This is a genomic window from Trichocoleus desertorum AS-A10, from assembly GCF_039962155.1.
Classification (GTDB): domain Bacteria; phylum Cyanobacteriota; class Cyanobacteriia; order FACHB-46; family FACHB-46; genus Trichocoleus.
Genome location: NZ_JAMPKN010000078.1, coordinates 1 through 11449, shown reverse-complemented (window position 1 = coordinate 11449; position 11449 = coordinate 1). Strand labels below are relative to the sequence as shown.

Here is an 11449-nt window from a genome sequence, read left to right as displayed (position 1 = left end):
TGACCGTTTTTGACCGTTCGGGAGGAGGCACAGAGGGGACAAGCAGGCATGAGCAAACAAAGAGCATTCGAAAATGAACTTTACTCTTCTATCATTACATCTTGAGCACTACCCAGAAACTGTTACCCAATGCACTTTGGGTAAAGCTCAAACTCCCATCTAGTACCTTGCCGAGATCGGATAGCAAGCCTGGCTCTCTTCACTCTTCCAGCAAGATTGCTCCTAATGGCAAAAGTTATTACACCGGTTAGGGTAGCAGTCGAATTTAATACAAGCATCAAGCAGGGCAGGGATGCGAGGTCTGTTCTGTTCAAAGATGTAGGAGGCTAGAAAATTCAGAAGTCGTTCGATCTCGAAGCTGAAGAATTAGCTCTCCTCAGCGAAGGCGCAAAGTACAACGCATTCCCGCAGACAGCAGTAAATACAGGAATAGAAAACACAATATTGTGCTTCAGGCTTTCCCCGCAAAGCCGATACTCTGAGATTCTACATTGGAAGTACAGCCTGTTACGGAGTCATCCCTGCCTAAGCTACCTGAAGCTGTTCTTTCAACCTAGAAAACAGATAAAAAACAAACGCCTCTAGCAAAGCTGTACGATCACGCGGACTTACTCAACTTTAGCTATGAGACCGTAAAACACAAGTTTACGAACCTTGCTGACCCGCGTGATTATCGAGCGATCGCGACAACACTTTATCTAGCAATTATCTGCCAGCCAACCGATCTGTTTTAACTTGCCAAAGACAGCTAGTAGTTAAATTCAAATTTCCACATCAATTCAACAAATATCAATGCTTTTCCTTCGTAATGTTTACTAATCCAAGCAAAACTATGCACGATCCAAAATTAAGAGAAGCCCAACGGTTGCTGACCTACCTCCAGAAGCAAGCCGTGGACTCGCAAAATATTCCAATCACCTCTGAAGAACTGAGAACGCTTGCAAACTGCCTCATTACTCGTTTGATTATCCAAGCACCACTTTTAGATGAAATCATTCAGGAAGAATTGGACAATCTGCGTTACCAAATCCATTGGCATAAACCAAACAAAGTAAATAGAAAGCATATTGAACCGATTCATTCCGTTTTCCCAACAGCTCAGCAAAAGCAATGATCTTTGCAGACCTGGTTTAGCAGAGATCAAAGCTGCATTTTGGAATGAAATTCATGACCCCACTCCTGATCACCAAAACTTAAATAATCTAGCTCTGATCGCTGGTGGAATGATTCGCCACACTGGTTTGGTCGGAAGGGGGTTCCTACTGATTATTGAGAATCAAGGCAAGACTTCTATTTATTTATTCAGCCAGATGCAGTAGGAAATAGTGCAGGCTGCTTGAGTACTACTAAGAGATAATGAGCCAGGGTATGACGGTCTTACAACTCATTCCGCCCAAGCGAACAGGGACTACTCAGGCTCAACAGCTCCGGAAGTTACCAGCTCCGGAAGTTACTTAACCTTACCTTAGAAGAACAGATATAACTCTTGAAAACTGCCTGCCAGAGGTTGAAGACGACACGGGATAAGAAACCCTTGTTCAAGATCCCTACCAAGAAACCAGCTCAGCAACATTTCTGTGATCGCATTTGGCAATTCAGAAAAGCCGATCAACAGTTGATGTTGGCACAACAGCAGACAATCGCAGCTCTGGAAATCTTACAAAACCTGTGAATCTGTTGCGAATCCCCTACCCCAACTAAGGTAGGCAATACCGCTTGCCACTATTCCTTTTTGATCAAACCAATGAATTATTTATCCGCTGGTATGCCAATCCGGGAAGTTAACCCACTCAAACTGCTTCCCGCTAACGGCCTAGGCCGCATTGGTATCTATGGTCAGCTTCAAGCTCAACAAGATACCATCTTGTTCCTCTTTGGGAACCACCCAGTGTATTGCGTTAAGTGGAAACATAGCCACTCCTCCTGGAACCAGCAATGGGGAACAAACTGGCTGTTTCTACTGGATCAAGAAGATCCAATAAAGTTCACTGCTGCCGATGGTCTGCATATCGCCAACAAGCAGATTGAAACAACCCTTTACCAAAGGTAGTCATGCACAAATTTTACTTTTCTGGGGTTGCTTCAAAAGATGAGCAGTTGATGCTGGAGCAAGCAGGAATTACCAACATTTTGGTTGATCCGATCGACTTGAAGCATGTTTTAGATTGGGGTGGGTCATTGGCTCTTGACTCCGGTGAGTACCGACGCTTTCGCCACCAACTAGCCGAAGTTGTTGACATTGAGGAATACCTATTTAAGATTGCCCGATCACGGTCGATCGATTGGATGGCAGCTCCTGACCTGTTTGCTGAACCGCTCTGGACTCTAGCCCGGTGGAATCAAATTAAGCACTGGGACGTTCCTAACCTGGTTCCAGTCTGGAGCTGGGATGCGCCCCTCTCAATCTTGCACCAATACCTAGACGAAGCACCCTGGGTTGGCATTGGGGGTTGTGTTCCCTGGATGCACTTGCAGGGTAAAGAAAACTTGAAAGCGAAACGAGAAAACCTCGCTACACTCAAATCTCTTTGCCAGCAGCATCCCAATCGTTTCCATTTATTCGGTTTGTGCTGGGAAGAAGCGATTGAAGTCCTAACCCCCTACCTCCACTCCGCCGACTCATCCCATTGGCTCTGTGGAGCCAGAAAAGGGCAAGTGATTTTTATGAACTCACGTACTGGCAGGTTGGGTAAGGCACCTGCTAAAGCCTTGCCCTTTGCCAAAGATTGGAGCCGTGAACAGCGATGCATTGAGAACGCAAAAGTCCTAGCTCAGTTTACTGCCGAGTAAGGAGAAGTCCGCTATGATTGACTTCCAAACTCTAACTCGCTGGCCAACGATGATGTATGAGATAAGACGGCCAATTGCGTCAGTTTGCCTAGGTATCCAATCCAGAAGACCGGGAGTCAGTGGAAGAGGCGATTGCTCAGATCCGTTATGCCAAAATTACTTTGCTAAAAGCCAAAGGATTGACTGATTTAGCTCGGCAAAAACCGTACCTACGGGTAATTCAAGAAGGCAAACTCAACCAAGGTGCTCCGTTTTAACCACCACTAATCAATCAGGAGATCTACAAAACAATGGCTAGCTCCAACCTGTAATCTGAACAGCGATGCGTTCTAGATGCGATCGCTCAGCTCAGAAGCCCAAGAGAGGTTGCTTCTGCCTGCTTGCTGACTAACATCCTCTACTGGGGCCAACGGCAGCAAGTCTGACAAATACGCAGCAATCGCGGGGCAGCGCTTAGATCCACTTGTTCCTGCACAAGAACTTGATAAGTACTGGGGTAAGAAATCAACCGCTGAGCGATCGCCCATTGGAAATCGGAATCAAAAATCATCCTATTGGCTACCACTTGCGAGACTTCCTGAAAACACAAGAGCTTTGTATGATGCTCTTGAATCAAAATAGCTGATATAGCACCTCCCTATGGTCAATTCTTCTACGTCTCAGCCTGCTTCCCCGAGCATTCTTGCTAACTTGCTCGAAGCCGATGCCACCCTCGCCACCCAAGAAGCAGAACTCACCACACAACTCGCAGCAGTTCGAGAGAAACGCCAAAGTCTCCAGACTGTGATTGACCTGTTTACGACCTCATCTCCCACTTTGACTTCCTCCCAAGTTGGAGAGGATACTGCCGCTCCCGCCGAAGTCACTACAGAGGATACCGCTGCTGCTTCAGATACCTCAGCACCAACTCCTGTTCCCGCTGCTGAAGAGCCAGAGGAGGTAAAACCCAAGCAAAGCCGTTCTACTTCTAAGCCACGGGCCGCAGCGAAAAGCAGCAAAGCACCTCAAGGCACTAAAGTAGGTAAGCCAGGCAAACGATCGAACAACTGGCAGGATTACCTGCAACCTACCTTCCGTCAAACTTCTCTACCGACAGCGATCACGGCTGTGTTCCAGCGGCAGCCAGAGGAGATCCTAAGTGTGCCTGACCTAGTTGATAAGATTTTTGTCGAGGCTATCCCTCAAGACGTGCGCACTATTGCTCGCAACCGCATGTTAAACATTCTTTCCACTGGAGCTAAAGAGGGACAGTGGTATCGGGGTCCTAAAGGCCGCTATAGCCTCTCCCAAAAAGTCGCAGAATCTAGTCGCTAGTCCATTTAAGTTCTATTGCGTCGCCGCAAAGCGCACCTGCATGGCGACGAAAGCATCAGCCTGCTGCCGCATAGTAACGAAGCTAGGCAGCAGCTTGTGCTGAGTCAAGCAAGGTCATTCATCGTAGGGCAGACATCCCAATCGCGGCCCTTCACTTCGCTGGGAATCGGATTCAGAAGCGTGGCATTTCGCTCCCACTTTTCTCCTTAATCCTGCTGCCGCGCTCAGTAAGCCTGTAACCTCTGTTTGACCTGACGCTGGAGTAGCAGAAATTCCTGCCGATCGCTCCCCATCCTCATCTACTCTGTTGAGTCTGGTCACTTGCTCAACCGCTCCACAAATATAGACGACATTGGGCTCTCAGTGGAAAGGCGAGCCGCGTGGATGTTAGAGCGACTCACAGCTGAATGGCGGCATTGAGAATTTGCCGCGTCAGTCGCTATTCGTGTTACATTTACAGAGAAGATAATGTAACACGAATAGCGATGCCATCCCTTCAAAGCTTGCAACAACGCCTCACAGCTTTAGAAGCTCAGATCGCAGGGCTGAAACAGGGGGGGGACTACCTCATCGGTGTGCGACTGGAACGCTCTGCCGCTGGCGGGACTGCTTCTCAAAGCGCCAAGCAAGACTTGAAGTACGCCCGATTAAGAGCGGGCCGAGGTAAACTCCTTCCGAATGGTAAAAAGAGCATGTATGTGCCCGTGAGAGACATTACTCGCTATGACGCGGCTTGCCGCCGAGGAGAACAAATTCAGAAACTCGAGCGCGAACTCAATCAACTACAAGCTCAAATCATCAAGCTAGAACCGTCCCCATACCGCAGCGTGAGAGACGGTAAGCGTCATCAACGCTCTGCACACGAGCAGTATTCAAAGCACAACGAGACGCCATCAACCGCCATTCTGGAAGTGGCACCCCCTCCAGTGCCGATCGCACCTGCTGCCATTCTCGTGCTGTACCGCCAACAGACCAACGCTCCCGTTCATGCCGTCGCTGCCGAAGTGTGGCAGGGAAATCAACCGATTGCGGTGGTACCCGCAATTCACTGTATGGGCCTCAAGGGCGATCGCGTCAGTGCGTATATCAAGGAAATGCTGGCCTCCCTGGCTCAGCAGTTTGGCGTGACTCGATTTGAGGATGTCATTAAGGAAGTACCAGTGGCCCAGTGTCCCATTGAACCCTGTCCCTTGCGAGTGTAGTGGATCAATATGCCAGCACAGCACTCCCAGCGCCCTCTCACCCAGGCCATCGAGCAAGCAATCGCTAACCCCGCTGCGGCCAACTTGAAAGCGCTGTTGAAAGAATTAGAGTGCATCTTGCCGAGTTTGCCGAAGGCAGAGCAATTACAGGTTGCAGGGGATGTGCTGGCTCAGCTGATTGACCTCTATGTCTGCCGAGCCGAGCAACTCCTCGATGCTTGGGAGGAACAATATAATTCCAGTTCCTGTGAACCTATCTTGAGCACCGACTTGCTGCAAGAGGTGCTACGGCACACCATGACGTTGAATCTGGATGAGATATGGGTAGCCGCAGCACCCAAACCACAGCCTCCTCAACCAACTGATACCGTTGTGGGTCTTGTCGCGCCAACGAATCTGCTGGAGTTCCTCAACCAAATCCACCCGGAGCAAGGTCAGCAATCGGCCTTAGATGTGGCCCATGAGGAAGATATCACCACCTGGGTCCAAGCGATCGCCCAATGGATGCAGCAACATCCCCAGCCTCAAGTTTCATTGCTAGAGCTCCAGCGATCGCTCCAGATGCCTCTGATTCAGATTTGGCTCGCCTTGTTACTCGGAGGGTTTGCCCTGGAGCAACGGGGAAACTTTTACCAGCTCGATAGCATTTGGGTCTCGGCGAGTTAACCGAGGCCTGCTTCAGCGAGTATCAACAGGTGCTTGGGGCGTAGTTACTCACATTCCAGCAATCTTGGAAGCACCCTAGCCGAGGGACCTTGCCCCTAAATCAGCGCTCGGCTCCAGTGATGGAGAGCCGCTGCCTCTGCAAATAATCCAACGCAGCTTGGAATGCTGCTACATCTCCAGTCCTAACACGAGCATTGGCATGGTCAATGATCCCATTAGCATCTATCAAAATTGGAGTCGTCCCGCGACCCTGGGCATAAATCCGCAAGGTATTGTCTGCTAGATTCAGCGTGATTTTGTACTGCGCCCTTCCTATCTCGCTATCGAGCGATCGCTGCCCTTCCTGTTGGGCTCCCACCTCAGCCACCAGTTGCCGCCCCATAAGAGCCAACTGCGTATTGAGGTGTGGCTGAGGAGACGCTACCTCTCCTGTCTCAACCTCGATCTGAGGGACATTGGCTGGATGTTCGTCTGGAGCAGGGCGTTGCGACCTGTCTCGGGCTGGTTCTGCTGCCCCTGAAAAAGCTTGCGGCTGAGGGAAGGCAGGAGATGCGGAAGCGGCTTGTTTCTGCTGTCGCAAAACATCTCGTTGAGCTGCTAGTTGGGGTCATTGAAGCGAAGCTGTCATGAGATGCAATTAGCCCCTACTAGCGGCAAGAACCCCCTATTTTTGCGTTTTTTTCATAAGTTTGGCTTATAGAGCTTGAGCCAGAACATTGCAGGTTGCCAAGGTCAGATCGCCCTGGCTAACAACGTCAATTAGAAGAGGGAAAGATTAACGTTAGCTGGTAAGGGATTCGATTTGCAGTCGTTCTGTCATGTTGAGCCGAAAGACACCATACGGATTGACATGGGCATAAATCAACGGTGTTAAGGCTCTAAGTTCATTCACACCCATTTGCCCCATCCAGTCCGGTTCAGACAAAATTTGCTGAAGAAGTAAGGTGTTGATGTAAACCAGGCTCACCTGGAGTAGGTGTAAACAAAGCATAGAGATTTCCTTCAGCATAACGGGAGCCGAAGTAAAGTCCCCGCTCTTGCCATAGAAGATGAAGTCATTGGCGCTATTCCAGTTTTCGACGACATTCAATCCCTCCTGGATCTCCTGACGCATACGCTCATCATGCAAATAACGACACAGAAAGATCGTTTTGATAGCTCTGCCCAGTTCAGCTAACGCCAGGTAGACTGGGTGTTTGACGTTATTTCGTGTGAATCGGGATAAGATCACCTCTGGCTCAGCCGTTCCTTGTTTAAGAGCGGTGGCAAACTTGACCATCATGTCATACTGTTCTCGGATCAATCGCCACCGGATAGGGCGTTTGATAATCGCCTGAAGATGGGGATAGGACTGGGATTGACCTTTATCCGGCAGATACAGTTTTTGCTGGTGAATACCTTTGATGCGTGGCATCAGTTGGAAACCGAGGAGATAGCAAAAGGCAAAGCCAACTTCACTTTGACCATGGGTATCGACGTAGTTCTTATCGATAGACATTTGGGTACAGTGGCGTAGCACACCCTGGATCATAGCCGCGACCTCCGAGGAGGAACAGCGCTTGAGTTGGGAATAAACGCAGACGGACTTCTTTTCCACATGCCAATAGATCATCATACCCCGTCGTTGATAGCGTGGGTGCCACTCGGTCATCAGGTTCTGGTCCCAGGTGCCAAACTGCTTGGAGTCCGAGGCACACGCCGTTGTACCATCGCCCCAAATGTGAGGCAAGCGGACACGGAATATCGCATCTGCCACATCAGTAATCGCTTGCCGGAGTGCCGCCTTACTCAAAAACTTGCGGCGGACATAGTGCAAATCAAAGTAGCCGACGCCGTGATCTGAGGGGGCAATCCGTTTGATGCCCAAATTCGTTCCCAATGCGTACAGGCACAACAGCAAGCGCTTTTGTAGCTCAACTGGCTCAAGGGTTTCCCGACTGGCAGCGCTGCGGAAATGGGTCGTGAACTGGAGCCAAAATTCGGTTTCTTTGAGGATGTCCAGCAAGGGAATCGTGGACCAGCGACGATTGAGTTCTTCCTTCAACCTTCTCAACTGTTCCGGTTCCGCTTGCGCCTCCAGAGGCGTCAGGCGAATCCACCCGTCGCGAGTCGAGGAAATGTCCACTTTGGAATTAGTGGGTAACCCCGCATTAAATTGCTCCAGGGCTTGAACCATGTCCTGCTGAATCTTGGTGATGAAGGATTCAACCTCCAGGGGTTGCTGCAAGTCCTGATAATAGGTCGCTCGCTTGGCCTCAAAGTCTTGTGGTAAATCCTCATCTGGATTGCGGTAGCGCTTGGCTCCATCTACCCAAATCTCCTTGCAGCGCAGTTTATCTCGGACGGTTTGGAGCACGCCCAGTTCATACGCAACCCGGTCAATTTGAGGTTCACCGTTTTCTCCAGTACTGACTGCGATGGATTGCCAGGTGGAACTAAGAACCCCTTCAATGGGCACGGTTCTATCGGCTGGGTAAGGCGTGCGAGAGGGGATGTCAGCGTAATCCTTCAAAAGCTGCAGGGCTTCCATGACCGGTTGCAGTTGCGGGCTATCACACCGAAACTCCAACGCCTTGAGAATCAAGGGCAGCATCCGACGGTAATGGTGATTATAGGCAGAGCGCAGGCGAGCATGAAGCCGTTCTCGGAACGTTTCTCCCCCGCTCAAACTGCCCACCAGTTTCTCTAGAATCTCCGTACCAGCAATGGGATAAATCACATCCTTGACCAACCCCTCGGGTTCGGCCAGGGCCGCCAGAGCGATCTGATACAGGATTTTGTCGTGGTCAGTGCTACTTTGCGCTTTAGCCACCACTTCTTCGGTGACTCGCTTGCGGCTCCGCCGTTCCAGGCGATTCACCAGTTGCAGCAAAAGCTCAACGATGTTGTCAATGACCTCTTGCAAGCGTAAGGAGCAAAATGCCGCCAGTAGGGTATGTCGAATCGGCTCAGGGTGTCGTCTTAATTCAGTCAACGTCTCCGTCTCAACCCGCAATCGGTATCGCTCCACGATACTGTCGCACAAGTTCTTGAACAGATCGCTTGGAAGTCCCACCGCTTGCAGAATTTCGAGTTTCGACAGCTCAGCTTCCAGGCTCTTCACCGTGGCAGACCCAACCTCCTCCTTCAATTGGTTAAGCCGAATCTCTTGAGGGTCTAGGAGGTAGGAATCTTCTTGTGGTCCCGTCAAATCATCCAGCGCCTTGCGGCAGGACTCAGCAATACGCTCGCTGATAGCGGCACAAAGCTGTGTTTCAAACTGATGATTGGCTGAGTTGAGTAGACGCGTCAGACGTCCAGAGGTCGGGGGTTCAATCTTACGGTTCTTTAGTTCCTCAAAGAGGAGTTGTTGGATGTGCCGGACATCAACTTCCTTGGGTAAGACAACATCAATGAGCCACTGACGCAACGCGTCAAAATCCGACGACTGAACAGGACGAAACTGAAGCAGTTGGCGGATTTCGGCTCGATGATAGTGGCTGGCTCGTCCTTGCCAATCGTACTCCTGGTAAAGGCTTGCAGAAATGCCTAATTGTTGGGCGACAAATTCTTGCACAACACGCGGAATCTCATTCTTCTTTTCTGGAAACCGCCCCTGCCATTGAAAGAACTTCAGCAACAGGGCGAATCCTAAACGATTGGCTCCCTTCTTTTGAGCAATCAGTTCCCGCTCCTGGCTATCAAGACTCCAATGTTCTGTCAGCTCCTCGTTCTCCCATTTTCGCTTCATGCTACGCCTCTAAATGACTGCTTTAGAGAGCGTAAAACGTCAGCAGGGTAGATAACCTAAACTTATCATTCAGAGCGCGTAGAAGACCGACACCTTGGAAAAGCCAGACGCTAGATATCAATCATAGCAAGGGTTCTGGGCTAATTGCATCTCATGACAGCTTCGCTTCAATGCCCCCTAGTTCTGGGCTGAGGGCACGGTGTTGTGACATCCGCTCTAATGCCTCTAGCTGAATATCCGGGGGACAGCGCAACTTGAACAACCCGCGATTGAGCTCAGCTACCCGCATCCAGCAAGAAACATCACTCCCTTGGTCCATGAACTTGGCACTAGGAACACAATGCTCCTGGCTGGCTTTGACGATCGCTTGGTCCACATCCGTAGCGTTCAACTTTAGCGATCGGGCTGCTTGTTGCACCACCTCTAGCGGAGACCCTGTCATCGGCAGTTGCCGCTCCCGCATCCAGTTCTGCCAAGCGATCGCTTCTCGGGCGGTGTGGTAGAGAGAATACGGTGGGTCTTTGAAGACACTCCCTTTGGCTATAATGTCTTGAACTGTACATTAACTAATTATTTGTCATCGTTAACAGATTACTGTCATCATTAACGAATTAAAGTCGTCTTTAACAAATTAATGTCACCCAAAGTTGTTAACAGATTACTGTCGCCCATTACATCATTCGCCTACTGATTAGGCTAGCGCACAATCACTCGACAAAAATGACCTTTAACCTAACATGTGAGTCTTCTTAAACAGCTCAATAAGGAAAGCTGTTTCTAACCATTCAAAGATGAGTTTTACTTGCTGGAAAGTTAGCTGCCTATAGCAATTCAAGATAAGGGTGCTTATTTATCTACTCCAAGACGAACTTTAGCCTTTCAATCCGCCATAGCTCCAAGGAGCAATCGAAACAGCTTCGATGTTGCTTTGCTTGGACTAAAAAATGGGTCTTTCAGCTCACCATAAGTCCAGAAGCCGATCGCAATGGCAAATGAGAACACATTGCTTGGGGATTTGGAGAGAACCTTTCAACCCACCATAGCTCTTGAGGGCGATCGCAACTTGAGACTGTCAAGGAAGAGAAGTTTGATCGGGTACATTCCAGTCTTGCAAGTCTCAGCTTGAGAACTGTCCATTGAGATAAGCACAACGATGGAGTAGAGCTTGAGGAACATTGTCTGATTTCCACTGTGCTCCAGAGAGTTTGAGGCGTGCCCCAATCTGTTTCACGGTTGATTCAACCGCTCCTGAACCGATAGAAATGCCTTCTGCCTGGAAATAAGCGTAATTGACAATTCGAGTCTGATGATGGGTGAGGTACCTGATGAAGGTTTGGGCTTGTTCATCCAACCAGCTAGTCAACCGTTCAATGGCGTCATCTACTTTTCCTTGCCAAAGGAACGTTTCAACCATCGCTAAGTCTTGCTTTGTTGCATTGACCTTGTAGAAATTTTCTTTGAGGTGAAACCAGTCCAAAATCTCTTGGCGTTGCCCCTGATTGCCAATTCTGAAAAACAAGTTCCAAATCCTATCATACCCATCCCCCAAACAAGTCAAAGGAGTCTCTAAGAGTTGTTGATTGACCCACTCCACAAGAGACTCATTGGCATGCTCCTAAGAAACACACTCTGGAGTGGAGGGGTGAGGGAGTAGGTCAAATCCAAGTGCCAGCGCTTTTTTCTGGAGATTCTTCACCACTCGTTCTCGATGTTGCTGCTCATAAACATCCATGCCTGGGTCTACATA

The 11449-nt window shown here is 49.5% G+C and carries 12 protein-coding genes and 1 pseudogene; 7 read left to right on the top strand and 6 right to left on the bottom strand.

Annotation, left to right across the window (positions count from 1 at the left end; genetic code table 11):
• Positions 1-808 precede the first annotated feature (808 nt).
• From NDA01_RS29925 to NDA01_RS29910, 4 genes are all read left to right on the top strand, one after another.
• Positions 809-1114, top strand: a complete 306-nt coding sequence (locus NDA01_RS29925) for a hypothetical protein (RefSeq protein ID WP_348230894.1) — start codon at positions 809-811, stop codon at positions 1112-1114.
• Between the two features lie 630 nt (positions 1115-1744).
• Positions 1745-2050: a hypothetical protein gene (locus NDA01_RS29920; RefSeq protein WP_190552644.1), complete on the top strand. Its 306-nt coding sequence runs from the start codon at positions 1745-1747 to the stop codon at positions 2048-2050.
• 2 nt (positions 2051-2052) lie between these two features.
• A complete protein-coding gene (locus NDA01_RS29915; protein ID WP_348230893.1) occupies positions 2053-2790 on the top strand; it encodes a hypothetical protein in 738 nt (245 codons plus the stop codon).
• Between the two features lie 119 nt (positions 2791-2909).
• Positions 2910-3047 carry a hypothetical protein gene (locus NDA01_RS29910; protein WP_190552642.1) on the top strand — a complete coding sequence of 46 codons (138 nt, stop codon included), beginning with the start codon at positions 2910-2912 and terminating at the stop codon, positions 3045-3047.
• Between the two features lie 140 nt (positions 3048-3187).
• Here the strand turns inward: NDA01_RS29910 and NDA01_RS29905 are convergent, their stop codons facing one another.
• Positions 3188-3340, bottom strand: coding sequence for a hypothetical protein (locus NDA01_RS29905; RefSeq protein ID WP_348230892.1), 153 nt, complete (start codon positions 3338-3340; stop codon positions 3188-3190).
• An 89-nt stretch (positions 3341-3429) separates the two neighbouring features.
• Between NDA01_RS29905 and NDA01_RS29900 the strand changes: the two genes are divergently transcribed.
• Positions 3430-4104 (top strand): hypothetical protein, encoded by a 675-nt coding sequence (locus NDA01_RS29900; protein ID WP_348230891.1) that lies wholly within the window; start codon positions 3430-3432, stop codon positions 4102-4104.
• 114 nt (positions 4105-4218) lie between these two features.
• Here the strand turns inward: NDA01_RS29900 and NDA01_RS29895 are convergent, their stop codons facing one another.
• On the bottom strand, positions 4219-4425 hold the full coding sequence (locus NDA01_RS29895; RefSeq protein ID WP_190552639.1) for a hypothetical protein: 207 nt from the start codon (positions 4423-4425) through the stop codon (positions 4219-4221).
• Positions 4426-4589: 164 nt separating this feature from the next.
• On the opposite strand from NDA01_RS29895, the gene NDA01_RS29890 reads away from it, so the two are divergent.
• Positions 4590-5306 (top strand): hypothetical protein, encoded by a 717-nt coding sequence (locus NDA01_RS29890; protein WP_348230890.1) that lies wholly within the window; start codon positions 4590-4592, stop codon positions 5304-5306.
• A gap of 9 nt (positions 5307-5315) precedes the next feature.
• Positions 5316-5972: a hypothetical protein gene (locus tag NDA01_RS29885; RefSeq protein WP_348230889.1), complete on the top strand. Its 657-nt coding sequence runs from the start codon at positions 5316-5318 to the stop codon at positions 5970-5972.
• 100 nt (positions 5973-6072) lie between these two features.
• On the opposite strand, the gene NDA01_RS29880 is transcribed toward NDA01_RS29885, so the two are convergent.
• The 4 genes and pseudogenes from NDA01_RS29880 to NDA01_RS29865 all read right to left on the bottom strand — a co-directional run.
• Entirely contained in the window at positions 6073-6552 is a 480-nt protein-coding gene (locus NDA01_RS29880) for a hypothetical protein (RefSeq protein ID WP_348230888.1), read from the bottom strand.
• Between the two features lie 201 nt (positions 6553-6753).
• Complete coding sequence (locus NDA01_RS29875; protein WP_348230887.1) at positions 6754-9702, bottom strand: Tn3 family transposase; 2949 nt, start codon at positions 9700-9702, stop codon at positions 6754-6756.
• Positions 9703-9853: 151 nt separating this feature from the next.
• Positions 9854-10165 (bottom strand): hypothetical protein, encoded by a 312-nt coding sequence (locus NDA01_RS29870; RefSeq protein WP_348230886.1) that lies wholly within the window; start codon positions 10163-10165, stop codon positions 9854-9856.
• A 654-nt stretch (positions 10166-10819) separates the two neighbouring features.
• Positions 10820-11308: pseudogene (locus NDA01_RS29865) on the bottom strand (ISKra4 family transposase); the annotation flags it as partial.
• Positions 11309-11449 lie beyond the last annotated feature (141 nt).

What these genes read in the sequence shown, in the direction of transcription:
- NDA01_RS29925 (WP_348230894.1), top strand. Translation starts at nt 809, where the DNA reads ATGTTTACTAATCCAAGCAAAACTATGCACGATCCAAAATTAAGAGAA.
- NDA01_RS29920 (WP_190552644.1), top strand. Translation starts at nt 1,745, where the DNA reads ATGAATTATTTATCCGCTGGTATGCCAATCCGGGAAGTTAACCCACTC.
- NDA01_RS29915 (WP_348230893.1), top strand. Translation starts at nt 2,053, where the DNA reads ATGCACAAATTTTACTTTTCTGGGGTTGCTTCAAAAGATGAGCAGTTG.
- NDA01_RS29905 (WP_348230892.1), bottom strand. Translation starts at nt 3,340, where the DNA reads ATGATTTTTGATTCCGATTTCCAATGGGCGATCGCTCAGCGGTTGATT.
- NDA01_RS29900 (WP_348230891.1), top strand. Translation starts at nt 3,430, where the DNA reads ATGGTCAATTCTTCTACGTCTCAGCCTGCTTCCCCGAGCATTCTTGCT.
- NDA01_RS29890 (WP_348230890.1), top strand. Translation starts at nt 4,590, where the DNA reads ATGCCATCCCTTCAAAGCTTGCAACAACGCCTCACAGCTTTAGAAGCT.
- NDA01_RS29885 (WP_348230889.1), top strand. Translation starts at nt 5,316, where the DNA reads ATGCCAGCACAGCACTCCCAGCGCCCTCTCACCCAGGCCATCGAGCAA.
- NDA01_RS29875 (WP_348230887.1), bottom strand. Translation starts at nt 9,702, where the DNA reads ATGAAGCGAAAATGGGAGAACGAGGAGCTGACAGAACATTGGAGTCTT.
- NDA01_RS29870 (WP_348230886.1), bottom strand. Translation starts at nt 10,165, where the DNA reads ATGCGGGAGCGGCAACTGCCGATGACAGGGTCTCCGCTAGAGGTGGTG.